We start from the raw sequence: 25,941 nt of genomic DNA on the forward strand, positions 1-25,941 counted from the left end.
TTCTCCTTAGCCGCCAAATAGCGCGCTTTGATGCTGCGCCACATAGTCGAGGGTGTTTTTTACCGCTTTAACCACGGCACGTGGGCTGATCGTCGCGCCTGCGGTGTAGTCAAAATCCCCACCGTCTTTTTTTACTTTCCACTGCTGAGGCGGCAGATTGCTCAATGATTTTCCGTCAAAGAGCTTGATCCATTCCGATTTAGCGGCATCAATATAATCACCCAGCCCCGGTGTTTCCTTATGCGCCACAACACGTACGCCGAGCACACGGCCATCTTTGGCTACGCCGACGAGCAACTTGATCTTGCCGGAATAGCCATCGGGCGCAACGGTTTCAACCACCAAGGCCGTCGTTTGCGCGCCTTGTTTGGCGCGGTAAAACTGCGCGCCCGCTTCATTATTCAATTGCGCCAGCGCAGTGGCGTCTTGCGCAATAGCGTCGTTCAGCAATTCATTATCAAAGCTGCCTTTGGGGAGTACTTGCGCAATCAGCGCAACTTTGGCGGTTTTTTCATTCCCCAGCACAATGTCTTTGGTTAATGCATAAGTGCCCGCCATCAACGCCGTAAACACCAGCGCAAACACAAACAAAGTCAGCGCACCGCGCACACCGTTTTGCACCATCGTTTTCATGGTTTGACTCCCTGCTTGCCCGTTACAGTCGGCTTTTTGCGGCCAAAGACCGCTGGTTGCGTGTAACGATCAATGAAGGGTGCTGCAATATTCATAATGATAACGGCAAACGCCACGCCATCGGGATAACCGCCATAGGTGCGGATTAACCACGTCAAAAGACCGATCAAACCCGCATAAATGAGGCGCCCACGTGGCGTCGTTGGCGCAGTGACAGGGTCGGTCGCAATAAAAAATGCACCCAAGATTGCCGCACCACTAAATAGATGAAACACCGGGCTGGTGTAATGCGCCGGATCGATCAAATAAAACACACTCGAAAATGCCGCAAGCGCGCCCAAAAAAGCCATCGGCAACTGCCATTGGATCACGCGCTGCTGCAGCAAGAACAAGCCGCCGAGCAAATACGCGGCCGCAATCCAGCCCATTTCACTGGGCAAAACGCCAGCCTGGAAAATCGCGCCGCTAAAAATGTCATGCATCGGATGCGATTGCATCAAGGCGGTTTTGACGGCATCTAATGGTGTCGCAGAAGCCAGGGTATCAAACGCCAAACCTTCTGGCAGCTTGCCTGTAAAGATATACCCAAACTGTTGCCAAGTATTTAAGTCAGCATTGGGCAATGCCAGCGGCGCATTCCAGCGACTCATTTGCGCAGGGAAAGACACGATCATCACGGCAAAACCAATCATTGCCGGGTTAAATGGATTTTGCCCCAAGCCGCCATACAGATGCTTGGCCAAACCGATCGCAATGACCGTGGCCAGTACGATCATCCACCAGCTTGAGAGGGGTGGCAGCGACAAAGCCAGCAACCATGCCGTTACGATCGCCGAGCCATCGGTGATAAATGGCTTGATCGGATAATTACGTAGCTTTAAGCAAGCCGCTTCAACACCAAGCGCCGTCACCGTGGCTAACAGCAATTGCAGCAAAATACCTGCGCCAAAGACCCAGACATACACCGCAATACCTGGGATCAACGCGGCAGCCACCTTGAGCATCACCACTTGCAGCGGGGTGGGCTTTACAAAATGCGGGGAAGTTCTCATACCCATTCCAGTGAATTACTTCAGCTAAACCAATCATTCCCATGCGATGCCATGTGGCCTGCGTGAGCATTTTTGTTTAATTTAATAAGGCAGATCCTGCGCCGCTACCCCGATAAAATCGGGGGCGGGATCTTGTAAAAACTGCACGGCATCAATGTACTCAAACCCCTGAATATAGGCTTTGAGCACACGATGCATGCCATCCATCACGCGGCCATCTTGCGACAAAATAATCGGATAGCGTAAGTCACACGCAGCGATCAATTTCACATGTTCTGCAATCGCGCGCCCCGTCGGCTCGTCCTGATCAAACCAGTAGTTTTGATCGAGTTCGGCAATTTGGCTTAAGGGTAAACGCAGCCAAGGCAAATCGGTACTCAGCGCTATCAGGCGATGCACATCCCACGCTTTAAGCCCTTCTGAGCAAGGGCGCAAATGATATTGCTTGCGCATCGCGTTCAAATCTTGCTGGCTCATGATTCGCCTGCTTTAGGTTCGGCGGTTTTTGCGGCTTGCTCCGCTTTTGCCGCTTTTTTTGCAGCTGCCGCCGCCATCGCTGCACGAATCTTGGCGGCTTTTTCTTCGTCCATCGCAGGCACAGCGGCTGGCGCTTGCGGTGCCACTTCGGCCGCAGTCGCAACACTCGTATCAGTCACCGACGGCGCATCAGAACTCGTGCTCGCCACTGCAACGCCAGCGGCTTTCGCCGCCTTTTTAGCCGCCGCAGCGGCCATCGCCGCACGGATCTTGGCCGCTTTTTCTTCGTCCATCGCAGGGGCTGTCGAACTAGGGGTATCCGTTGAAACAGCTTCAACTGATTTAACCTCAGAGGCATCCACCCCCGGGGTATCTGCTACAGCCTTTTTCGCTGCAGCCGCCGCTTTCGCGGCTTCAATCTTGGCCGCTCGTTCCGCATCGCGCGCAGCACGTTGTTCTGGCGTCATCGCCTCCAACTCAGCTTTTTCAGCCGCCCGCTTTTCCATGCTTTCTTTGATTTTGGCGGCCTTTTCCGGGCTGACAAAATTAGGAATTTTGGCCTCTGAATTGGGTGGCGGTGGGGGCGCAGCGCCACCTTCTTCGGCCTTCTTCGCCGCAGCACGCGCCATCGCGGCTTTAATTTTGGCGGCTTTCTCGTCTGCAGCAGACTGATCCGCAGGCGAAGCTTCAGTGGCACTGGCTACGGGCTTGGGTGCCGCTCGCGCAGCGAGTCGCTCCGCTTTTTCTGCTTTTTCACGTTCTTCGCGGAATTGCTTAAATTCATGGCGTTCGCGCGCCGTGTCGGCCAATTTTTTAGCGCGTTCGGCGTCCCAGATTTCCGATTTGGCAAAGCGGTAATAATCGACGAGCTGAATGCTCGACGGGCATACATAGGCACAAGCGCCGCATTCAATGCAATCGAAGAGATTCCATTCTTGCGCTTTACCAAAATTTTTGCTGCGCGCAAACCAGTATAAATCCATCGGTTGCAACTCTTGCGGGCACGCCACGGCGCATTCACCGCAGCGAATACACGGCATTTCGCGCGCTTTGGACGGAAAATGTGCCTCGTCCATCGCGATAATGCAATTACCTGCCTTGGTCAGACCGACTTGGGTCGATGGCAGCGTAAAGCCCATCATTGGGCCGCCATAAATACATTCGGGGCGGTCAGCGCCAGCGTTTGAATCCAGTTCTACGCCTGCAAAGCGCAATAACTCATCGATCGGCGTACCGATTAACGCATCGACATTGCCGGCCTTAGCCACCGCGCCAGTCAAAGTGACAATGCGCGAAATCACTGGCTCGGCCTGCTCAAGTGCGGCGTAAATACTGTAAATCGTTGCGACGTTAAAACACTGCACACCCAGATCGGTCGAGCGCACGCCGCTAGGCACTTCTTTATTGGTCAGCAATTTAATCAGCTGCTTGGCGCCGCCCGAAGGATAGAGGGTCGGCACGACGACAACTTCGGCAGCAAAACCACAGTTGCCCAAAGCCTCGCGCAGTGCGGCGACCGCTTCCATTTTATTGTCTTCAATCCCGATTAAGACCTCTTTGGCATTGAGCAATTGCCGCACAATCGAAATACCCGCAACGATTTCGATTGCGCGTTCGCGCATTAATCGATCATCGCACGTGATATAGGGCTCGCATTCGGCGCCATTAATGACCAGCGTTTCGAGTGCTTCACGACCCGCGAGTTTTAGATGCGATGGAAACACAGCGCCGCCCTGCCCGACCACACCCATGTCTTGCAGATAGTCGCGAATCGATTTGGCATCGCCTCGCGCCAGCGCTTGTTGCCAGTCAAATTTTTCGCGGGGTATCCATTCATCGCGCCCATCGGTGGCGATCGTGACACACCATTCAGCCAAGCCCGAAGGATGCGCCACCTGCCGCGCATCAATCGCAATCACTTCACCCGAGGTCGGCGCATGAACGGCCACTGATAAATTGCCATCGGCAACGGCAATTTTCTGCCCTTTGAGCACTTTATCGCCCACCGCCACAATGGTTTTGGCCGGGTTACCAATGCTTTGCTGCAAAGGGATCACCAATTGAGCAGCAATCGGCCCGATCTGAATCGGCGAGCGATTGGAAATATCCTTCATTTCCGGGGGGTGTACGCCACCATGAAAAGGGAAAATCTCGCGGCTGGTTTCCATCGTTATGCCCCCGCCTTCACTTGTTTCAATTGAATCACGGGATAGCGCCACTTCCAGGTATTGACGTTTTCGCCCACGGTCACCATGTCGATACAATCAACCGGACAAGGCGCAATGCATAATTCGCAGCCGGTACATTCACTTTCGATCACCGTGTGCAGATGTTTGGCCGCGCCAACAATCGCATCGACTGGGCAAGCTTGAATGCAGAGCGTACAGCCGATGCAGATGTCTTCACGAATCACCGCCACCGCACGGGGTTTTTCCGCTGCGCCACCGCCGTCGTCAAACGGCACAAAGTCTTTACCCAGTAACTCAGCTAGCTTGCGAATGCCATCTTCACCACCCGGTGGGCATTTATTTATTTCCGCATCTTCGTTGGCGATCGCCGTTGCATAGGGTTTACAGCCCGGAAAGCCACATTGACCACATTGCGTCTGCGGCAAAATCGCGTCGATTTTATCCACCAATGGGTCTTCATCGACTTTGTATTTAATCGCGGCAAAGCCCAAAATTGCGCCCAAAATCAGCGCCAAGCCAGCCATCAAGGCCAGTGCTAGCAAGAAACTCATTTCACCAACCCTGCAAAACCCATAAATGCCAGACTCATCAAGCCTGCGGTAATAAACGCGGCAGGCGTTCCTTTAAAGGCCTGAGGAATATCAGCGCCTTCCAAACGCTCGCGCATCGCGGCAAATAAAATCAAAATGAGCGAAAAGCCCACCGCCGAACCAAAGCCAAACACCAGCGACTCGAGCAGATTATGCCGTGCCGTCGAGTTAATCAGCGGCACACCCAATACGGCGCAATTGGTGGTAATCAGCGGCAGGTAAATCCCCAGCGCCTGATACAGCGCGGGGCTGGCTTTGTGAATAAACATCTCGGTAAATTGCACAATCGCCGCAATCACCACAATAAAGGCCAACGTGCGGAGGTATTCCAGATGCCAGACGATCAACAATTGGTCGATCATCCACGAGGTACCCGAAGCCAGTGTCAGCACAAAAGCGGTGGCCAGCCCCATGCCAATTGAAGCTTCGAGCTTTTTCGAGACGCCCATAAAGGGGCATAGCCCCAGAATACGCACCAATACGACGTTGTTGACCAATACTGCTCCGACTAATAGCAGTATGTAGTGACTAAAATCCATGAACTTGACCCCAGCGGGATAAAAATGGTCTTGGCGACGCAAAAAAGCCGCCAAATTGTGGCATGGGATCCATTGTAGCGATTGTTCCGCACCTGACCCCGAGCAAAATCAAAAAATAGCCATATTCTTCAAAGCCTTATCCATTTTACGGATAAGGCTTATTTGCAATCTCGCAAAACCAGACTGCACAGCCACAGCAATTAGCGGTTCGATTGCAGCTTGGCAATGGCATCTGCGCAATCACTCACCAGATGCGGGCCTTCATAAATCAGCCCGCTATACACCTGCACCATCGCCGCACCCGCACGGATTTTCTCGACGGCATCATCACCATTCATAATGCCGCCAACGCCAATAATCGGTAGCGCGCCATCCAGCACTTGCGACAACTCACGAATCACCGAGGTCGACTTAGCGCGCACTGGCTCACCCGACAAACCACCCGCCTCTTGTCCGTGACGCAGGCTTTCAACCCCCGTGCGCGACAAAGTCGTATTGGTTGCGATAACACCATCGATGTGGTTTTCGATCAGCAAGCGGCCAATTTCCTGAATCTGGTTATTATCCAAATCGGGTGCAATTTTCACGGCAATCGGCACGTAGCGACCGTGCTGCTGCGCCAGCTTTTCTTGCTCAGCTTTTAATTGCGAGAGCAAACTGCCCAACTCATCGCCTTGCTGCAATTGACGTAGGTTTTTGGTATTGGGGCTAGAAATATTCACCGTCACATAGCTGGCCGCCGCATAGACTTTACGCAAGCCGATCAGATAATCATCTGCAGCCTTTTCTATGGGGGTATCTGCGTTTTTACCAATATTGATACCGAGTACACCGCGATACTGGCTACGGGCTACATTTTCCAGCAGATTATCCACGCCATCATTATTAAAGCCCATGCGGTTGATAATACCGCGCGCTTCGGGCAGGCGGAATAAACGCGGTTTGGGATTACCCGCTTGTGGGCGTGGCGTCACGGTACCAATTTCCAGCGAACCAAAGCCCAGCTCAGCCAGCATATCAATGTAATCGCCGTTTTTATCCAAACCTGCGGCCAGCCCAACTGGGTTGGCAAATTCAATCCCCATCACCGTGACCGGATTATTCGGCACAGTCGGCGTCAAAGAGCGTAAAAAGCCCAGGCTATTGAGTAAGCCCATGCCTTTGAACGCAGCATGATGCGCGCGCTCTGCATCCATCATAAACAGCAGCGGTTTTGCGAGTTGATATGCCATTTCTATGCCTTATTGGTACTTATTTTTTGGTCATGCCGGTGCAGCAAGCAGTGCACCAGATCAAATTAGATCGCCCCACGCGGCCATGGCAGCGCAGGGCTCATTGCATTTAGCCTTTGCGATTGACGCAGGCGTCATAGGTATTTTGCATCAGCGTCGCCACGGTCATCAGGCCAACGCCACCTGGTACCGGCGTAATCCAGCTGGCACGCTCTTTGGCTGCATCAAACTCGACATCGCCACACAATTTGCCGGTATCGAGGCGATTAATACCTACGTCGATCACGATCGCGCCCGGCTTAATCCATTCACCTTTAACAAAATTAGGAATCCCAACACCGGCCACCACCACATCAGCACCCGCCACTTTAGCCGCCAGATCTTTGGTTTTGCTGTGGCAAACGGTCACTGTTGCACGCGCGAGCAACAACTCAAGCGCTTGCGGGCGGCCAACAATATTCGACGCGCCAATCACAACGGCATCTTTACCAACCAGATCAATGCCCGTTTTTTCCAGCAAAGTCATCACACCGCGTGGCGTGCAAGGGCGCAGCAAAGGCATTTTCAAAGTTAGACGGCCAATGTTATACGGGTGAAAGCCGTCCACATCTTTGATTGGATCAATCAACTCAATCACTTTGTCGGCATCAATATGCTTGGGCAATGGCAACTGCACCAAAATGCCGTCGACATCATCGTTCTGATTGAGCTCGGCCACCAACTTCAGCACGTCTTCTTCGCTCGTCTCGGCGGGCAAATCATAGGCCAGCGAAGTAATACCAGCATTTTCACATTGGCGTTTTTTATTGCCGACGTACACTTGTGATGCAGGATCAGAGCCCACCAAAATCACCGCCAAGGCTGGTGCACGTTTGCCGGAAGCGACCCGCGCATCCACTTTGGCACGCACTTCACGAACGATTTCTTGGGAAATGGCTTTACCATCAAGGATCTGGGCTGTCATCGCGGCATACTCCGGCATATTTTCAAAAAAGCGATTTTCTCATTGATCCACTTTTTTTGCACTTTTTACCGATTATTTTTGCAGATGGGGTTGACGACCTGCGAATCTATCCGTATAGTTCGGCCTCTCTAGTCGGGGCGTAGCGCAGCCTGGTAGCGCACCTGTTTTGGGAACAGGTGGTCGTGAGTTCGAATCCCACCGCCCCGACCAGAAATACAAAGCAATTTGTAGAGCTCCCGTAGCTCAACCGGATAGAGCAACGACCTTCTAAGTCGTAGGTTACAGGTTCGATTCCTGTCGGGTGCGCCAAGCATGCCGAGAAATATAGATTACAAAGTTTTGTGGTGGCTGTAGCTCAGTTGGTAGAGTCCAGGATTGTGATTCCTGTTGTCGTGGGTTCGAGCCCCATCAGCCACCCCACAAAAGTAAAGGCCTCAGCGCATGCTGAGGCCTTTTTCATTTCTGGCGAAAAATCACCAGTAGGCAAATAGTAGGCATCATAGCGGCAACCCAATGAGCCCCATACCCTTCACTTGCATCCTATTAGCACCGAATGAAACGCACACCACCCAAGTTCGTGAGAGAAAATGAGAGGCACGACACTCTTATCGAGTGTTTGCCATATCCGCAGGCAAGCAGTATCGCCCAACAGCGGACCGATGTGGGTTATGCATGGGCGTAACACAAAATGGCGAGGAAGCATCCATGGCCGCCTCCTCGATGGCTCCACACAGCCTTGGAACGAAAACCCCCTCTGAAATAGAGGGGGTTTTCGTTTATATGTCTTTATATAGCGATGCATCCCCGTAAATACGTGAACTCAACGTGAAGCCTTGTAGCTGCATGACCAGCCCCTGCACCCAAACGGTGTGATAATATCAGAATAAAATTACTAAAAGCTGTCGAAATCAGAAACAATCCCTCCCTTGAGATTGGCATCACGTCTCAATGAAACAAACCACAATTGCGATAACTCAAACAAAAAGGGAAACACATGTTCGGACTCTTTAAAAAGAAGACCGCAAAAAAAGCCCCCCAACCAGAAACGCGCAACGAAGATAAATTGGCTACTGAAACTCCATCCGAGGCCACACTTCAAGATCAATATATTGCAGACCAGCCGATTAACAGCAAAGCTGAAGATCGCTTCAATAGAGCATCATTCGCCACTCGAATAGCCGAGACCATCGCGACCCGAGCAGATCCATCAAGCATCGTTCTTGGTCTGTTTGGTCCATGGGGTGATGGCAAGACTTCTGTGCTTGAAATGATGCAAGAAACTCTCCTGTCTTACCCAAACGCAATCGTAGTCCGTTTCAATCCTTGGCACTTTCAGAACGAGGACCTATTGCTCAGAGGATTTTTTGCCACCCTTGCCGACGCAATGGGGCAGTCCCTCCCCAGCATGAAAGAAAAAGCAGGTGAACTTCTACAAAAATATGGGAGTGTACTTTCATTAGCATCCCTAACAGTTGGTGGCGTGGTGCAAATAACACCAGGGAATACCGCCAAAGATGTTGGTGAGGCTATGTCAAACGTTGGATTGGACGAGCTGAGAACGCGAATTGAGCGAATGCTGGATGAGGCCAGCAAACGCCTCATCATTCTGATTGATGATATTGATCGCCTAGACCGTGAAGAAACTCACGCCATTTTCAAACTGGTCAAATTATCCGCCAGCTTCCGACATACCTCGTACGTCCTAGCTTTTGATGACGTTGTTGTCTCTGCCGCACTAGGGGAACGTTATGGAGCGGGAGGCTCACCTGCTGGCCGTGCTTTTCTTGAAAAAATTATTCAGGTGCCATTACATCTGCCACCAGTAGACGAAAATAGTCTACGGCAACTCGCCCTAGAGGGCATCCAGAATGCTCTGAACCAAGCAGAGATCGAACTGACGCAACCTCAAGTAGACACCTTCGTTAGATACTTTGACGACGCCCTTTTACCACGACTTGAAACACCACGCCGAGCTAAGTTGCTCTCAAATGCATTAATGTTTGCACTCCCCATTCTCAAAGGCGAGGTCAATCCAGTTGATCTTATGCTTATTGAGGGGATAAGGGTAATGTATCCCAACCTCTACACAGGCATCAGAGAGAATTCTGAGCTATTCCTTCGTGGCGAGCGCGAGCATCGCGGATCTCTTCAAGAGGCTGCTAGTCGAGTTAGCTCCCTCATTGAGCAAACGACTCCAGAACTAACCACAGATGAGCGAGCCACGGTGAAATCACGTCTTCTTGAGCCGCTCTTTCCACGCATTAGCAGCATGGGCTATGGCGGAGAATGGGATGAAATTTGGGGGGCAGAGCAAAAGGTATCTTCAAGCCAATATTTCAAGCGCTACTTCACGTATAGCGTGCCGACAGGAGACATTCCTGATGCCCATATAACTATGCTTTGTGAAACCGCCCCAACCTCCTCAGATACTGAGAAACAAGCCCTGCTTGAAGCCTTTGCTGCACGGCAAGGCCTGCCGCGAGTAATTTCAAAGTTGCGTCAACGAGAGCAGTCTCTAACTCAAGCGCAGGCCTCCGCATTAATTACAGCGTTTGCATTAAATGGAAACCTTCTTCCACGCGAGCGTGGCATGATGATTTTAGCTGATACACGGGCTAAAGCCGGAATGCTTATTGCAGGTCTTTTGCGACAAATACCTGCAGGAGAACTCCGACAAGCAGAAGCTGAGCGGGCTATTCGAATTGCACTCCCCGTCAGTTTTTCGATGGAGTGCATCAGATGGATTCGCCACTACGAAGATAGCCCTCCAGAAAAAAGGGTGCTGGCTGATGAGGGTGAAGTGCCCCTACGAACCATCCTGACCACACGCATTGAAGAGGCCGACACAGAGTCGCCATTATTTATAGCGCACCCTAAAGACGCCACCTCACTGTACTGGCACTGGGCTAACGAAACATCGGCAGCCCATGTTCAGCAGCGACTGGAAGCTCTCTTCAGCGCAACCCCTGAACAGTTAGACGCTTTTTTAGCATGTTATGTAGGAGAAGCTTGGGGTATTGAGAGTGGCCTTCCAAGACCTGCCGACTTTGAAAGAAGGCAGTACGACTTGGTATCGCAACTAATTCCTGCGGAACGCGTGGCCAGTAATTTGCGGCTTCGCTATGGTGCTGAGCTTGACTCGCCTCAACAATACCCCCCTGAGACAATGACGCAGTCTCGCCGCATCGCGCATCAATTCATGACAGTGCATCAGTGCGTAATACAGTTACAACAACCCGTGCAGGCCACCACAGAAAACGTGGTAGTTCGATGACTTCGAGCAACAAATCAAATATTCGCTCAGACCGATGCCCTACAAGATTTCTACAACACAATTTAAACCTCGAACGGAACACAAATGATTAAGAATATTGCAATTGGTCTTTTATTACTATCGAGTGTGTCATCGGCAAATGATGCGACAACTCCAGACGATTTAATGCAGTATGCCGATCTGAAATATGGATCAACAAACTCTTCTAGCAAGCGCGGAATAGAGATCAACGATGCATTCTCGTACTAGGATTACAATGCAAGACATATCGCAATTCTTGAAAAAATCAATAACTCCAACAATTTAATGGATGCGATTCATACATTGACTTTCAAAAGCTAAAAAATATCCAAACTGGAATATTTGGCCTAGATTTGATTGGACAGATAGCAACAGGTAATAGCCTGCTTGGGCTTAGCTCTGGATTTAGCGCCGCAGCATTTGGTATATTTTTGGTTTCAATGCCTACTGATGCAATGAGCACAGGAATGAACGAAGCGTCAGCATTGCATTCAACTATCAACCCTAAAGCAATCCATGTAATTAAAGTTTGCGACTTCTTTGATGGTAATGAAACGACAAATAAAACACTCGTTGAGCAAGTTAAATTTTTCGAGATTTTTAATAAATCTGGCGCAAAAATAGCAATGAATAATGCGAGAGCAGTCTGGAATGGGCAAAGTGGAACTAGATCACAGTCAAGTATCGCTGGCAAGTGGGGCTTCAAATATGAAATGGAAGGTGCAAAAGGGTTCGCCTGCGTGACATCTGTAGTTCGGGTTGGAAAAAATGCGCCATTATTTGAAGAAGGGGTTAGTAAACCCTTGGCAGCGGGCTTATGCTTCATGGCAGAAGCACCACAAGATAGAATTGATACATACATTGCGGAAATTAAAAAAAATGTTGATGCTGACACCTATGTTATGTGGGTTCCCAAAGAAGGTGGAAAAAGAATTGCGTGGAAAAATGGGGTAACAATGGAGTTGCCATTATTTCCTGCTCCACGGATCGAGTTGGAGGCTGCCAAAAAAGCGGCTGAAGAAGCAAAAAAAACAGCTGACGCAAGTAAATAATGCAACTTGCGAAATCTTATTTAATTTATCCACCCAAACTCATCGCACGTAGCCACCTAACTTACCAATTTAGCCACCGCAAATCTTGGAGTGCAGCTCACGTTGATAGGCAAGTTTAAACTATGCAACAGGCAGCAGTCGGCAACAACCGACCTTTTGGCCTCGCGATTTTGGCTTCATTGAACGTCTGCAGTAGCTGCTATTGCAGACGTCCAGCCAGCTCCTCCCGCCTTCAGCAGTTCGGCCAAAGCGGTCGCGCATGTGGTTTTACTTTCACATCAGCCTTATTACTTTGCGTCAGCTTCATTGAGCGCCGTCAATGAGCTGACAGCTGAAGGTGGTCGGCCAAGAGCAGACTATTTGGCTAGTTGAGGGCAAGCCAAATGACTGCTGCAGGAACGAATTTCTAGCCTAAAGTTAAATAACAATTTTCAACCAGAGTTAGCAGGCGTGGAAAATATGAATGGCCTGTATGGTTTTTTGCGGGGCTCTTTGCTTTACTGGGACTATCTAGTAACTTGATGAGGGTGAGTGGCCCGATTACTGCCCATAAATTGGTCGACTTTTCCGCGTTTATGGGGTTGTTAGCTTTAATTTTTGATATTGTCGCTTCGTTTCCCACAGGAAAAGCAGGTGTACGCGGAGCTATTTTTCAAAAAAAGAACAGCGAACATTGTTCTATATTAGCGTGTCCTTGTCGTTTGCTATCTTTGTCGCAAACATTTTGTATCTAGTTTTTGGTATTTGTATTTGCTCTAACAAGTAGTTTATGCCATTCACAATGGCTGTTTCTGAGTAGATAACAAGTGGTAGTCTGCCAAGAGCGGATAGTAAAGCGTGAGACTTTTATTGCAATCATTGAAGTCTTTATATAAAAATCAGAACAGCTGGATATCGGTTAATATGTAAGGGCTCATTCATTGGGATTAGGTCTCAATCAGCGATTTAACAGTTAGGGCATATATGACCTTACCAAATGAGCATTGGACGATCATAGGCTCGAAATGTCTATTGCATCCAGGGTCGTCCAATTTCGAGGTAATCTTTCTCTAAAAATCACAACATGCAAAACCATTTTTCTTGGCAAGACCAACATAATTAATGTATAAATATAAATCTCCAACGCAGACCCAATTGATTATATGTTTATTCTTATAGCTATTTGTCATATGCTTCCAGTTATAATCATTGGGTTAATTGGAAGTAGATTCTTAATATTATTGGGAGCTATTCTTGTTATCTTTGTAACCACAATAACAAGCAGCCCTGGATTTGTTGTTATAGACATAACTGCAACAATGATTTCTGTTCTAATCGCATGGAAAATGGCTTCGTCAGAAATAGACACAAAAATCGCCAATTCAATATCTGCTGCAATTAAGTCAATGCAATCAGTATTAAAGTTTTTTTCATCTCTTTATGTACTAGCGATAATTACGCCGCTTGCGTTGATGTTGTTATCAGGCCTAGGGGTCCCTATTGACGACATAGTGAGATACGTTGGATTTAATAAACCAAAAGAAGTGACCTTTCTGAGTCACACCATTAAATATATAGGAAAAAATAACAATCACATTGGAGTTATTTCATTTCTTGACAGCCACAACATAGAAAAAACCGTTGAGTCAACTACAGCAGATGACTGCAGTGACGAAATAGATAAGCAATCAATTTCTCGTGGCGACAAGGTCTTTATAATAATTCACGGTAGTGGAAAATGCACGGTAACAAAAAATCAATCTACCTCATAGATTAAAATTCCATCTCTATTAACTGCGTCACGAATTACATGATTATTTTCATTAAACCTACGGACATCAACACGATGACTAAACATCATTCCAAGCTCACTTCTATAAGAAGGTAATACTAAACACCAGGTAGCAAAGCCATCCCCCTCATCAACTCCTTTGACCATGCAAACATCAATATCTATTGCAAGATCAATGTCACTTTCAATGCCATAATCTCTCCTAGCCATGCTTCCAAATAAGAATATTCTACGGATCTCTTTTTTAGAAGCTGCCCACACTGAGACTATATCCCGGATATAGTCAATATCCATACATTAATTCCCATTTCTTAATGGCGTTGTTTTTGAATTGTACTTCAAATCTAATATTCTATGGATTTCTACTATATTGCTAAGTAAATTTTTGCATTCATCATTTATCAAATTTACATTCAAGTTGTCAGCAAATTTTTTACTATCAATGTACCTTATGATATCACCAAAGAAAGATGATATATTTGTGCATTCTGTATGCAGATCAAAGTTAAATTTCTCATAATTCGTATGCAAGCCCAATAAATATGCGCCAACAAGTAGTCCTGGCGCAGCACCAAGGACATCATAATCGAATAATTTTTCGTTATGTGAAACCATTGTTTCTGCGACTTGCAATATTCCACTGTTGGTCATATTTTGATTTATTTGATGAACTTCCCACAGCATTCCAAATAAATTCATCGCAAATATTGCTTTTTTCGCTTCGTCAAAATATTGAACTTCGTTTGCTACTTTTCCAGAAATATTCTTAACTCTCCGTATAACAAGAACGCTATTAAGACCACTAAATAATCCCATAATTATCTCCTAAATAGCCACCACAGCCATTTCACTGATTTATTATTTATCGGTTTATGCTCCAACAAACGCATAGTAGTACGTAGATCTTCAAGGTTAGCTTCTTTATCGTGAAGCCTGTCTCGTAAAACTTCATTTTCAGCCTGCAATGCTGCTAATTTTGCCTGCAATTCAGTTGTCACATCTCCTGTCTCCTGCTGTCGCCTTTTGTCACCTAATGTGACAGTCTCCGTGACAACATCACCACAACCAATATCCCCGAAAACCCTTATTAACTCTGAGATTGCGAGCGACAGGGTCTGTCCGACTACCGTCAGCTGACAGGACATTGTCGGCTGATGCCTTAACTGACGCAAAAGTAAGATTAAGAATGTGGAAGTAAAAGCACATGAGCGGCTGTATTGGCCGAGCTGTTGCCGCTCAGGTTCATCAGAGAGCGACAGCTATACTATTGAAACCCGTCACTCGTCTTGTTCGTGAACATCTTCCGGTCTGGGTCTGGTTCAGCAGCTCAAACCACTGGATAAATGCGTGAGCATGGGTGGCTGCATCAAATAAGAACGGGTGGATAAATTGATAAAAATCAGCACAACTCACTTGAATTGAAAAAGCCTAGAGATTATCTGGGCTTTTTTTCGTTCACAAAATATTCACAATCATAAGATTGGAGAACACGACCTAAATGCGGAAAAGGGTTTTCCTTTATCTGCCAGCCGTTGCACATATCCCAAGTGTTTTGGAATAGCAGGCATAGTTTCACCGTCTTTTCTCGTGCGTTTCCAATCAGTCTTAATCAACATTCCAACTGCTTTCACTTGATCACGAATGCCAGCAAAGCCAGGGCTTTTCCAAAACAATGCAATCAGCCGTTCCAAATCATGATCGTGCCTTTGACGAATCGCGATCACGACTTCATTCCTCAAGTCTTGCAGACGCTCTTTATCATAGCGCCAAGTCCAGACGGGTTTTGGCTCTGTGCGTTTGGTGATTCGCACCAGTTCATAGCCCGTCAGGCGAATCCGGTGTTTGGGTTCGGTGGGATCCTGCCATTTCTCAAGACCATCGATCAGTAGATCTCCATCAGTAACGAGCAGAATCCACGTCAAAATCGCCGGCCTATTCTCGTCGTGCCACCACAACAACCGTGCTGTAGCACTTCCCTTTTCGCGGCGGCGGCAAGCCTTCAAGCGAGGCAAATTCACGTCATATAGACGGGTAAATTTTTCAACCAGAAATGGTGCTTTTTCATTGGAAATCGTACCCATAACATAGCGTCGATGGCCAGACCGAACAAGATCGGCTATTCGCTGCATAAAGCTGGTTTTCTTGGTAAATACAAAAAAATCTGCCTTGGCCATAAGTGTCCTGATATGGGTTTGAAATAGTCATTTTGGCGATGCTTAACGCACAGCGTTGATACATAACATAAAAGGATTTGTGTTGCTTTGCAACACAACAATAAGAGGTTCCTGTTGTTTTACGCCATCTCATCGAATGTTTGCCATTACAGCCAGTTGCATGGGGTTAGCCACCCAATAATCACTCGTTGGTTTTTGGGGCGCCAACCCCAAACCACTTATCGCGCCGGGGTGGATACCCCCAGCAGTTTGCCAAAACTGCTAGCACGGTGAAGCTGCATGCCTTTAATCGGGCTCGTGCAGCTACGCTGAGCGCTGAGGGATGAAATGCCCTCTTCGACTCAATCTGAAGTAGTAAGAAACGATGATGTTGGGCGACACGGAAACGGCGGCCTAGGTAACTAGGAATCGACCTGTTGCAATGTGAAATCGGGTACTCAGCCCCGACTCCGGCTTGTATCGAGAGGGCAAGACGGATGCGACACACGATGGCTTAGGGTGTTCGGTAACGACATCAGCGCACTAGGGGAAACCAGTGAGTGCGCGGCACCACCAGAAACGGTGGGTCAATGGATAGCTCAAACGTGTAACGGCGGCCGCAGAGGTCGCTGTGTCGAGTGCAGTTAAGCCGTTGCTGGGCGGGTTGGAATCCGTTCGGTAATCGGTAGTTCGAAGATGTTTTTTGTCCGGTAAGTGAATCGCTCTGGAACCTCGGATCACCGAAACCATTGCAAAATGGGTAAGCGTATGCGACGACAAAAAATGGAGAACGGCGGCGTAACTGTACGCAGTAGCAAGCAACTAACGTGGGAAGCACCTACCCATTTCACAGGTGGCACTGTGATTCAAGTGGGGGTGCGGGAGACTGTCTGAGTAGGGTTTGAAAGCAAGTTGCTGAACCGATGTTGGTGACTGTGAGTACCGAAAGGATGGGCCGTGCGAACGGCGCGATCAGCAAATGGGAATTTGCGAGTGGTGTAATTAGCAGTGCAACTAGTGGGCGAAAACTTGGCGGTTTTCGCCAGCAGCACAAACCCAGCTTGGCGGCGTGGGTACACAAATGGAAGATGCAGCAAAACTGCAAGTTCTATAAAAAAGGGGGCATAGGCCAATATTTAACCTTTGACTGCCGTAAATCGGTGGAAAAAATCACCCGGATTGGCTATCTGGCACTGATTTACTGCGAACAGGTCGTTCGGCTAAACCTGATCGTCACTAGATGACGAAAAACCGGAGTTTTAACCTAGCCAGTTAAGGTCAATGCGACCAATGTGCGCCGTTAGGCGTAGCAAAACTTGGATAGTAATTGGTGACAATTGCTTGATTCAAAGACTTTACTAACCCAATACCCCCAGCTAGCTGGGGGTATTTCAGCTTTTGGGTATCTTTGATACTAATAGAATAGCATCCCACATTATGTATTTACGGCCTATCTGGCTCTTGCCACTTCACTATTTGATTAATTATTTCAAAATTCGAAGATATTATGAATCTCAAATCAGGCACTATCGTCAATATTAAATTATTGACTCGATACGCTCTTAGATTTTTCAATTTCCGCTTGTTTTTCTGCTTTTGCTGCCTCCAGCTCCACTCTTGGGGGCTGGAATAGCGGCAATTCCATTGCCGTACCATTCTTCCATGCTATACGCTTTCCGCCTTCGTACGGAATCCACATTACATACGTATCTTTGTCTACTGTACTTTTCAGTGCATTTACAAAATCATTCATTTGACCTCTATTCCCCTCAGGGAACCAGCATCCAGCTCTTGAAATCGCTTTAGGATTACTTGAATCAAATATAGGCGAGTTTGCACCAACACGAACTAATGCCCCTAAGCATAATGCTTTAGGTGCATCTTTCACATCAAACATAAAGCCACGCATGTTCTTTTTGTCCTGTTCAGAGTGAACTCTAGTACCACTCTGTCCAGTCCAAACTCTATAATTCCCCGCTACATCTATTTTCACTAAGCCTGTGTTTTTAATTTTAACGAATTGTCCTGCCAATGCTTCAAGAGTAGTTTTAGTTGTTTCACCGTTCTCAAAATAATTACCTACGTTGATTACGTCAACCATCCCCGGTCTTAATCCGCTATATGCGGCACTGGCCTCGTTCAATCCTACCGACATAGCATCAGTAGGCATAGAAACCAAGGAAATACCAAATGCCGCAGCAGAGAAGCCTGCGCTGAAACCTAACAAACTTTTCCCTGCTAGAGCCTGTCCTAGCAGATCAACACCAAACAGACCTGTCTGGATATTTTTGAATTTCTCCAAATCAACATATTTAGCTTTCGCCAAGTCAGGGCTGGTATATATTTTATCGAAAATTGCTACATGTCTTGAGTTGTAGTCAAAATATGAGTACGCATCATTTTGCTTCGTGTAGTTTTGTGAACTCGAATTAAAATATGCACGGTCTAACGATGAATATTTCATTAGATCATCATTAACTAACTCCGCATAAGAATTACTGATACAGCCAAGAGCAACAAAAGAAAAATAAAAAAATTTACGCATCAACTGAATACCTCATTAAATTTTATTCAACCACACAGCCACCATTCACAAAATTCCATTACTGCATTTCGAAATTAATGAAAAATCACGCCATCAGCCCTGATTGATACACCACACCAACCTTACTCATTAAAATACAAATACTTAATTTAATTTTCCAATCAATAAAGCACCGTATTTCCAGACAACATTCGTCACACAAACACAAAAAAGCATCAGAAGAAAAATAACCGAATTGATATTAAACACATTAGACAAACAAGACCACACGGATATGTCGAACAACCTTTACAATGTTGCGGAGCTTTACTCATTTAGATTATTTTCAATCCTACCGCAGCCAAACATGCCGAACGATCACTTTCTACTTGTACCGGGGTTCGTTTGATTGGCTTTTGTATTTTTTCACAGGAGGCATTAATTGTAGTGGCTGCTCGACGATCTGCATACTGAAAACAAAGTTCAGGATAAAACTGCCCTTTTTTTGACAATGCGACAAAGCAACGAAGTAGCCGCAGTGGAATTGTTTTGGTAGGATTTAACCGATAATTCTCGGCAACTTCATCCAAAATTTGCTGTCGAAGATCACCATCAACCTGCGCTATTTGCTGCTTAATTACATAAACGGACGCTCTAGGAAAGCAATCAGGGATAATCAGTTCTGGATTAGCTACTTGCTGCGCTTGTAGTTGTGGTGGTTCAAATGATGGGTAATTGATGGTTATTGGTACGTCACTGATGTCCATACCCAACGTCTCAGTTGACACATCCGGATAGCCAATTTGAGGGTACGTCATTTTGTCCTCCCCAGATCAAGATGATAATAGTTAGAGGTTTGTGAACCATCCGCCCTTGTTCGTTTCTCGACACGAATTAATCCCGCGCCAGAAAGACGATTTAAAACTCGCTGAACAGATCGTTGTGAAATAGTTGCGCGGCGAGCTATATATTTTTGGGAAGGCCAACATAAACCCGACTCATCCGCTACATCCGCGAGTACCAGTAGGGTCAATTTATCGACCGGAGCCAGTGAGAGGTCAAACACAATTGACATCAACTTAACACTCATCTTGAGTATCTCCATTTAATAGTCGAGCAAGATCATCTACTCGCCAAGCCAGTCTTCCATGAATCCTAATTGGTCGGATCGGACCATTCTCATGGCAAGCCCATTTACGCAAAGTTTGCGGCCGTCGGCTGATAGAAGCCGCAGCCTCATTAGTTGGAATAGTATCCCGCCCACACGCAATCGCTTCTAGCCCTTGTGGTATATAAATTGCATTCCTTTTCATGTATAACCTCCCCCCTTAATTGAGAGTTGTTGATGGCATGTAGATGTTGCAATATTTGATTACTCACAGTTCTCTGATGTCCTCAGTTTCTTCGTCGTGTCCCCAGTTTCTTCGTCGTGTCCCTAGTTTTACTAACTCCCACAACGACAACAAAGCCATCATGCTGACTTACAGAGTTCAATCAAGTACAGCTCAAGCAAAACCCTCCAGTCAAACTTAGTCACTAAACAAAGAACATAAAAAAAAGCCACCAAATATCTATCGGTGGCTTATTGGCAATAAAACATCTTAATTTCGTATAATACTCTTATACCTAAAAAGAGTTTTCCTCAAAGATTCCATATAATATTTTCTTTCCTCTGAATTCTTTGTCCTCCAACTAACTCCATAATCAACATCTAAAGGAGCAATTAAACAGTCTGGCTCAACACCATTCTTAGCCCAATTCCTTAATCTCTCCATGACGCTTTCCGCACTTGGAACGACGCCATCTTCATTAAAAATCTGCACCGCGGCCTTGATTGCCAATTTTGTTATGGAGATAATTTTTTTGTTCTGCAATAAAATATCAAAACCTTCATTAACAACCACACCACGTACTTCGTCAAAGGTTGAAATATCAATAGCACCGCCTAATATCAATAAATAAGAGTAAAGCTCCTCTAATTTAACTTTCAGATCTTTAAATTCTACACACCTAAAAGACTTCTCTGGATTGAACTCATCGCCTTCAGCACTGATTACATAATCAGCAATCGCAAGACCATCACTTTCTATTTCCAACAAATAACATTGTGGTATTTCATATAGACCACTAAGTCTTCGATTCGATATTTCATTAATGCCATACTTATGAATTTTGTTCTCACTCAAAAGTCTTCTGTAAATAGTCGTAGAAAATCCATTACAATCGAAAAATGCACTAATCTTTATATTTCCAACAATTCCAGCACTCAGCAATTGTTTAACAGAAACATTTCGACCAGACTTCATCAAATATGCCGAAGCTTCATCTAGGCTAAAAATATATTTTTCATATGATTTATTAATCATAGATCACCTGTTCACAGTCTATTTTAGCCTGTGTCAGGATCCATTTCTCAATTACCACATGCCATTTACGAAGCAAATCCAAAGGTCTTCTCCGATAATGTTTTTCAGCAATTGCACTTGGCTTATGCCCCATAATTTGCGCAACAACTCCGGTGGGAGCTTCTACCCATTCAGCAAGTGTGCCAAAGCTCCGACGTAAACCATGCAACGTTAAATGAGGCAGCCCCGCATTTTCAAGAGCTCGATAATGCGCAGATGTTGGTTCAGTTAATTGTCCATTTGCAGAGGTTTTGCTACTAAAAACCCATCCATTTATCCGAGGCAATTGGGAAAGTATTGCTGCAAGATAAGGTGTTAATGGAATAGTCCTTGCACCTTCAACTTTGTCCCGAATAGTCAAACTATTCCATTGAAAATCGACATCGCTCCAGCGCAAGCCAACCAACTCACGTCTGCGCGCACCAGTTAGAAGCAACGCTTGCAAGTACGCGGAATGAATTGGATTACTCAAATGAATTACAGCGGAAAACCAAGCTTGCAATTGCTCGCTCTGCAAACAATCACCATCCTTTGCTTTCTTTGCAGGAACTTCTTCTTTCACTTGCCTGGCCTTGCATGCGCCAGAAGGAACCAACCCTGCATACTCTTCCATAGAGTCGCACCAATTCACAAAAACGGATAACAAACGAAATGCAAGTGCTGCCTGTGTTGGCCGAGCATCGGTCTCGGAAGCAAGCCAGGTTGAAATTTTATTGGCGCAAAGCTCGGTTAATTTTGTTTGTAATAGAGGAGCAAGGGGTCCGGGCTCGGTTAATCCTTTCCCGCGGATCTTTTTTACTCCACCTGGATGAACTACTCGTTCGTGATCCCTGATATGCCAATCGCTCCACTTTTCACGCCTAGCTGCAAGGTACTTCGGCCAAACATCACCTAGGGTAATTTCAGCTCGACTCATTTCCAATTTACGCGCAGTCTGAGCCTTTAGCTTTGAAGCTTTTTCCTCTCTTGGATCTAAACCGGCATCAATTAAAGTCTGCAATCGCCTAGCCTCAGCAATTGCATCCCCAATGCTCCAAACACTTGGCGAGCCTATTGTTAGTCGAATAGATTTACCTGTTAATAACCGACTCTCCAAGACATACTTTTTGCTACCGCCAGGTGAGGCTTTCAAGCCAAACCCAGAGCAATCCGAGCTCCAAAGAAATGCTGACGCACTATCCACCGGACAGAAAAAATCAGCCACCCTCTTTGCAGTAAATGTAACTCTCCCCTTACTAGCCATAGACGCACCGCTGTTTTTCAAAGTTATTAACCATCATATCAGTAGGCGGATAGTAGGCAAAACTAGTAAAAACAAATCAACAAAAAGGATACATCAACATGGCGGTTTAATTGATAAATAATTGATTTATATAAATATTTCAACAAAGATCAACACGAATAAACATCATTCAAATGGGATTGTGATTCCTGTTGTCGTGGGTTCGAGCCCCATCAGCCACCCCACAATAAGCACTAGCCCAGTCTTCGGACTGGGCTTTTTGCTTTTTACTGCGAAAAAATCAGCTCAGTTCCCGACTCCACATAAATACGCTCGGCATCAAAAAGATATCGAGCGAGTCTCAGCTAGGCAAATAGACTCAAATCACTGGCGTTGAAGTTACTCATCGTCGGCAATATTAAGTCTCGATCCGAATCGCTGGCGCCAAACCATTTGGCCAACTCCCATGCCAGCTGATCGGTGGCAAAGTGCGGAATAATGCGCCCCTGCCCAATATCAACCGGTCCATCAACAACGGGCTCAAGCAACGGCCCCCAGATTTTTCCGCCCTTTACCGCCCCACCCATCACCAGATGATGCCCACCCCAGCCATGGTCAGATCCATCACCGTTGGATGACAAAGTACGGCCAAATTCGGAAGCGGTGAAGGTCGTTACATTGTTTTGCACGCTCATCGCGGTCAGTGCATTTTGAAATGCCAGCAAAGCGTCATTGATGCTCTTTAGTAAAACGGGATGCTTTTGCACCAAATCATCGTGCAAATCAAAGCCACCAATTTGCACCATAAAGACTTGCCGCTGATTGCCCAGCGCACTGCGCGCCGCAATCATCCGTGCAACTGCCTTTAATTGATTACCTAGAGTGTCCGTCGGAAAGCCAGTAGCCTCGGGTATTCCTTTGTAAACATTAGCCAATGTATCTGAGGTAGATATACCCCTATTACAGATATCCGCATAGACATTCGCCATTTCATGATTTTGCTTTTGCGTCATCAGCGCCATCAGGTCATTACGAAAAGTATTGCTGCCAAAATTCCATTGGCTGCCACCCAATAGCTGCGTGGGGTTACTCCCTGTCCCAACTGCAAACGCGGAAGTTTGTTTACCACTCAAAAACACGCGTGAGCCGCCTGCCATAATGCAGGTCAAAGCTGAATTGGTATTGCTGCCCATGTATAGATCTGCAATACGACCGCCCCAACCTCGCCCCGCACCTTCCGCCGCACCCGAAAGCCAGACATTGGTTTGATCGTTGTGCGACATTAATTTTGGTGGCAATGGCACTCGATTGAATTTGTAATCATCTTTACTGGTTGGCACCACCAGCGGGCCAATATTGCTAATCACGCCCAAAGTACCAGCATCAAAATAAGGTTTTAATCCAACCCACTGCGGTGCCAGCGCCATTTGCCGACCATTAGCATCGGGCGAGCCCAGCAAGGTGGCGCTTAAACTGCTTTGGCTCACCGCCAAGGATTGGCGGATCGCGGCGTATTTGGCGTAATTGCCCGCATCGGCGGGGATTAAGACATTATGGCAATCGTTACCGCCCGCCATATAGACACAGACCAAGGCCTTGTAATCCGATGGCGCCGTTGCTGCAACGGCCTCACCCAAAATGGATAAATTGAGTGCCAGAGGGGCTGCGACACCCGCAATACCCAAAGCGCCAGCGCGTCGCAAGAACTCACGGCGAGAGAGATCATAATCCATGACTTTTCCTTATTTCAGCACTTGGGCATCAGGCGCCATCAGCACCATTAATATTGCTGCTTGTACGCGGTAGAGTAGCTTCTGCTGCAACTTCGCTGGATCAGTATCACTCACCGAAAACTTAGCCAGACTATTGTTAATCAGCAGCTTAGTCGTCGCTGATAATTGCCCAGCGGCCAAGAGCAGATTGAGATGTTCGATTAAGGCATCGAGCTGCGTCGCCATTGCGACTTCCGCACTCAAATCCAAGCTTAAGCCCGTCGTCTTAAGGTCTGAGTGATATGCTTTATTCGCATCCAGATAACTACGACGGGTAAACTGCGCCGCATCACTAAGCAAACTCTGATAAGTATTGGCCTGACTCAAAACAGTCTGCTCGCTCACAATTTGCAACTCTGGGGCGAGTTGATTGTTACTTGCCAAAGTGGTGTTGGGCGGTACATAACCAGGGCGGAAGAAATTAAAGACACTGGGCGCATCCAAAGGCCGCTGCCCAATATTATTCGCCCGAGTTAAGCGCCACTGCCCATCTGGACTGCTAAATTTGAAGGCGCGAAACAACGTCCCCACCCGCACCATAGGCTCAACAACCTTGCCCGCAAAACCATCCGCAGCAGCGGGCATTTTTCGCGCTTCAGCATCAAGCAACACCGCACAAATGACCGCCCGTAAATCGCCACGAACGCCCAAACCATTATTCGCAAAGCTGGCTGCAACCCGAGCCACATAAGCGGGAGAAGGGTTACTACACACAAAACGTTGAATCAATTGCTTGCCAATAAATGGCCCGACATTGGGGTGATTAAACAAAGTATCGAGTGCGATTTTCAAAGAACTCGGGCCATCCGTTCCGGCCGGAATGGTCACACCCAAGAATTTCTTCTCCAACAACGAATGACGCTTAGGATCATGCGACATGGGTTGACGCATCGGCTCTGCAGCAGGACTTGCGGAAGTAAAATCGAGCGGCGTAGACCAACCAGTAAACACTCTGGCCAAATTACTAACGGTCTCGATTGAATAAGTTTCCAGCGGCTGACCTGATGCATCTTTTTTAATGCTGCCGTCTGCATTAAGTTCGTACAAACCTATCGTAAAGAGCTGCATGACTTCGCGGGCATAGTTTTCATCGGGACGCCGACCCGTTTTAAGGTCTTCCTTTTGATTACCCAATGTCCCCAGCATCCGCCCCATGGGCACACTTAAAGTCACATCTTCCAAAAGTTGCCGGAAATTGCCAAAAGCCGACTTCTCCAGCAAATCCATATAGCCACACATGGCCTGCACTTTGATCGCCCCTGGAACATCTACACCCGAGTTATTGACGACAAATATTTCTGACAAAGCCAAAGCCATGCGCTGCCGTAATACATCGGGATAAGTTGCGATGCGCTTCCACAGGAGATTATCTATCTGCTCCCAAGAGACAGCGTATGAAGACGGGTCACTCGCTTTCAATGCAGTCGCTTCATCCCAGCGACTTTGTCCTTGCGGCATAGCCAATTGATCAATTAGCCATTTCTCCAAGCTTTGCGATATCACAACCTGACGATTCAAAGCATCGCCGCCAAAGCCTGCCTGCGCCAAAAATCGCGCGGCCTCTGCGTGCGACCCAACCCGAGTTTCCGTTGCCAACACCGGCAAGGGCGCAACGGCAGTTCCCGTTGATGACGTTCCCGTGCCCGCCCCTGCTCCTGATGTGCCTCCACCCCCACCACAGGCGGACAAAGCCCCAGCCGCAAGACCAAGGGCAACTAGAGTTTCACCGCTGATTGCATTAAGGCGATTTTCTTCATCCAACCCAGACAACTTTGACATAGACATCCCCGTTCCAATCGCAGGCTGCGTTCAAAATACGCCCATCTGCAAATAATTAGCAATTGATTATATTTCTCAATCCGATTGGCGGACAAAAGATAGTTTTATGAAAAAAAATGATTGTGATCCTTCCCACACACCAAGTTGAAAACACGGTGGCTGCGATAAACCGGCGCAACGCGCAAAAAGGTGATACACCACAATGCACAAGAGCAGCAAAAGCCAACGGTTTGCTATGTAGGTACGAGTTTTTATCATTCCCCCTCTTGAAATAGAGTCCCCCCGCCCCTAC

Annotated in this window: 24 protein-coding genes and 3 tRNA genes; 8 read left to right on the forward strand and 19 right to left on the reverse strand. The window is 47.2% G+C overall.

Translation table 11 applies throughout. The features are described 5' to 3' along the window. Positions 1-6 precede the first annotated feature (6 nt). From rsxG to folD, 8 genes are all read right to left on the reverse strand, one after another. The gene (gene rsxG / locus HQ393_RS09975) at positions 7-633 is read right to left on the reverse strand and encodes an electron transport complex subunit RsxG (RefSeq protein ID WP_179355058.1); all 627 of its coding nucleotides are present in this window, start codon (positions 631-633) and stop codon (positions 7-9) included. Then, positions 630-1,685, reverse strand: coding sequence for an RnfABCDGE type electron transport complex subunit D (locus tag HQ393_RS09980; protein WP_179355059.1), 1,056 nt, complete (start codon positions 1,683-1,685; stop codon positions 630-632). Before HQ393_RS09980 ends, rsxG begins: the two co-directional genes overlap by 4 nt. 81 nt (positions 1,686-1,766) lie before the next feature. Next, entirely contained in the window at positions 1,767-2,162 is a 396-nt protein-coding gene (locus HQ393_RS09985; protein WP_218871122.1) for a hypothetical protein, read from the reverse strand. After that, positions 2,159-4,330 (reverse strand): electron transport complex subunit RsxC, encoded by a 2,172-nt coding sequence (rsxC, locus tag HQ393_RS09990; protein WP_179355060.1) that lies wholly within the window; start codon positions 4,328-4,330, stop codon positions 2,159-2,161. The genes HQ393_RS09985 and rsxC overlap by 4 nt, the downstream gene beginning before the upstream one ends. Before the next feature lie 2 nt (positions 4,331-4,332). Continuing rightward, positions 4,333-4,902 (reverse strand): electron transport complex subunit RsxB, encoded by a 570-nt coding sequence (gene rsxB, locus HQ393_RS09995; protein ID WP_179355061.1) that lies wholly within the window; start codon positions 4,900-4,902, stop codon positions 4,333-4,335. After that, positions 4,899-5,480, reverse strand: a complete 582-nt coding sequence (gene rsxA, locus HQ393_RS10000; protein ID WP_179355062.1) for an electron transport complex subunit RsxA — start codon at positions 5,478-5,480, stop codon at positions 4,899-4,901. Before rsxA ends, rsxB begins: the two co-directional genes overlap by 4 nt. A 200-nt stretch (positions 5,481-5,680) precedes the next feature. Then, positions 5,681-6,712, reverse strand: a complete 1,032-nt coding sequence (locus tag HQ393_RS10005; RefSeq protein WP_179355063.1) for a quinone-dependent dihydroorotate dehydrogenase — start codon at positions 6,710-6,712, stop codon at positions 5,681-5,683. Positions 6,713-6,821: 109 nt separating this feature from the next. Next, positions 6,822-7,676 carry a bifunctional methylenetetrahydrofolate dehydrogenase/methenyltetrahydrofolate cyclohydrolase FolD gene (gene folD / locus HQ393_RS10010; RefSeq protein ID WP_179355064.1) on the reverse strand — a complete coding sequence of 285 codons (855 nt, stop codon included), beginning with the start codon at positions 7,674-7,676 and terminating at the stop codon, positions 6,822-6,824. 133 nt (positions 7,677-7,809) lie between these two features. On the opposite strand from folD, the gene HQ393_RS10015 reads away from it, so the two are divergent. The 6 genes from HQ393_RS10015 to HQ393_RS10040 all read left to right on the forward strand — a co-directional run bounded on the left by HQ393_RS10015 (position 7,810) and on the right by HQ393_RS10040 (position 13,774). Next, a tRNA-Pro gene (locus HQ393_RS10015) sits at positions 7,810-7,886 on the forward strand. Positions 7,887-7,908: 22 nt separating this feature from the next. Further along, positions 7,909-7,985 (forward strand) — tRNA-Arg (locus HQ393_RS10020). A 35-nt stretch (positions 7,986-8,020) separates the two neighbouring features. Continuing rightward, positions 8,021-8,096 (forward strand) — tRNA-His (locus HQ393_RS10025). Between the two features lie 574 nt (positions 8,097-8,670). Beyond that, positions 8,671-10,950 carry a KAP family P-loop NTPase fold protein gene (locus HQ393_RS10030; protein WP_179355065.1) on the forward strand — a complete coding sequence of 760 codons (2,280 nt, stop codon included), beginning with the start codon at positions 8,671-8,673 and terminating at the stop codon, positions 10,948-10,950. A gap of 488 nt (positions 10,951-11,438) precedes the next feature. Continuing rightward, positions 11,439-12,023, forward strand: coding sequence for a hypothetical protein (locus tag HQ393_RS10035; RefSeq protein ID WP_179355066.1), 585 nt, complete (start codon positions 11,439-11,441; stop codon positions 12,021-12,023). 1,169 nt (positions 12,024-13,192) lie between these two features. After that, the gene (locus HQ393_RS10040; protein ID WP_179355067.1) at positions 13,193-13,774 is read left to right on the forward strand and encodes a hypothetical protein; all 582 of its coding nucleotides are present in this window, start codon (positions 13,193-13,195) and stop codon (positions 13,772-13,774) included. Here the strand turns inward: HQ393_RS10040 and HQ393_RS10045 are convergent. The 4 genes from HQ393_RS10045 to HQ393_RS10060 form a co-directional block, all read right to left on the reverse strand. Beyond that, positions 13,759-14,088, reverse strand: a complete 330-nt coding sequence (locus HQ393_RS10045; RefSeq protein ID WP_179355068.1) for a nucleotidyltransferase family protein — start codon at positions 14,086-14,088, stop codon at positions 13,759-13,761. The genes HQ393_RS10040 and HQ393_RS10045 overlap by 16 nt on opposite strands. A gap of 3 nt (positions 14,089-14,091) precedes the next feature. Beyond that, the gene (locus HQ393_RS10050) at positions 14,092-14,610 is read right to left on the reverse strand and encodes a hypothetical protein (protein ID WP_179355069.1); all 519 of its coding nucleotides are present in this window, start codon (positions 14,608-14,610) and stop codon (positions 14,092-14,094) included. 2 nt (positions 14,611-14,612) lie between these two features. Continuing rightward, entirely contained in the window at positions 14,613-14,792 is a 180-nt protein-coding gene (locus tag HQ393_RS10055; protein ID WP_179355070.1) for a hypothetical protein, read from the reverse strand. 474 nt (positions 14,793-15,266) lie between these two features. Further along, positions 15,267-15,968, reverse strand: a complete 702-nt coding sequence (locus tag HQ393_RS10060) for a hypothetical protein (RefSeq protein WP_179355071.1) — start codon at positions 15,966-15,968, stop codon at positions 15,267-15,269. Positions 15,969-16,870: 902 nt separating this feature from the next. Here HQ393_RS10060 and HQ393_RS10065 point away from each other — a divergent pair. After that, complete coding sequence (locus HQ393_RS10065; protein WP_218871124.1) at positions 16,871-17,191, forward strand: hypothetical protein; 321 nt, start codon at positions 16,871-16,873, stop codon at positions 17,189-17,191. Between the two features lie 299 nt (positions 17,192-17,490). On the opposite strand, the gene HQ393_RS10070 is transcribed toward HQ393_RS10065, so the two are convergent. The 5 genes from HQ393_RS10070 to HQ393_RS10090 all read right to left on the reverse strand — a co-directional run bounded on the left by HQ393_RS10070 (position 17,491) and on the right by HQ393_RS10090 (position 22,008). Continuing rightward, on the reverse strand, positions 17,491-18,492 hold the full coding sequence (locus tag HQ393_RS10070; RefSeq protein ID WP_179355073.1) for a hypothetical protein: 1,002 nt from the start codon (positions 18,490-18,492) through the stop codon (positions 17,491-17,493). Between the two features lie 314 nt (positions 18,493-18,806). Continuing rightward, the gene (locus tag HQ393_RS10075) at positions 18,807-19,289 is read right to left on the reverse strand and encodes a hypothetical protein (RefSeq protein ID WP_179355074.1); all 483 of its coding nucleotides are present in this window, start codon (positions 19,287-19,289) and stop codon (positions 18,807-18,809) included. After that, positions 19,286-19,576 (reverse strand): helix-turn-helix domain-containing protein, encoded by a 291-nt coding sequence (locus tag HQ393_RS18050; protein WP_369076715.1) that lies wholly within the window; start codon positions 19,574-19,576, stop codon positions 19,286-19,288. Before HQ393_RS18050 ends, HQ393_RS10075 begins: the two co-directional genes overlap by 4 nt. Before the next feature lie 496 nt (positions 19,577-20,072). Further along, a complete protein-coding gene (locus HQ393_RS10085; protein WP_179355076.1) occupies positions 20,073-20,837 on the reverse strand; it encodes a hypothetical protein in 765 nt (254 codons plus the stop codon). Then, complete coding sequence (locus HQ393_RS10090; protein ID WP_438833108.1) at positions 20,830-22,008, reverse strand: tyrosine-type recombinase/integrase; 1,179 nt, start codon at positions 22,006-22,008, stop codon at positions 20,830-20,832. The genes HQ393_RS10085 and HQ393_RS10090 overlap by 8 nt, the downstream gene beginning before the upstream one ends. Between HQ393_RS10090 and HQ393_RS18115 the strand changes: the two genes are divergently transcribed. Beyond that, positions 21,905-22,240, forward strand: a complete 336-nt coding sequence (locus tag HQ393_RS18115) for a hypothetical protein (protein ID WP_438833127.1) — start codon at positions 21,905-21,907, stop codon at positions 22,238-22,240. The two genes, HQ393_RS10090 and HQ393_RS18115, sit on opposite strands and share 104 nt — an antisense overlap. Before the next feature lie 223 nt (positions 22,241-22,463). Here HQ393_RS18115 and HQ393_RS10095 read toward each other — a convergent pair whose 3' ends face one another. Both HQ393_RS10095 and HQ393_RS10100 read right to left on the reverse strand, forming a co-directional pair. After that, entirely contained in the window at positions 22,464-23,831 is a 1,368-nt protein-coding gene (locus tag HQ393_RS10095) for a DUF1501 domain-containing protein (protein ID WP_179355077.1), read from the reverse strand. A 9-nt stretch (positions 23,832-23,840) separates the two neighbouring features. Further along, a complete protein-coding gene (locus HQ393_RS10100) occupies positions 23,841-25,649 on the reverse strand; it encodes a DUF1800 domain-containing protein (protein WP_179355078.1) in 1,809 nt (602 codons plus the stop codon). Positions 25,650-25,941: the final 292 nt, after the last annotated feature.

The organism is Chitinibacter bivalviorum, assembly GCF_013403565.1.
GTDB lineage: Bacteria > Pseudomonadota > Gammaproteobacteria > Burkholderiales > Chitinibacteraceae > Chitinibacter > Chitinibacter bivalviorum.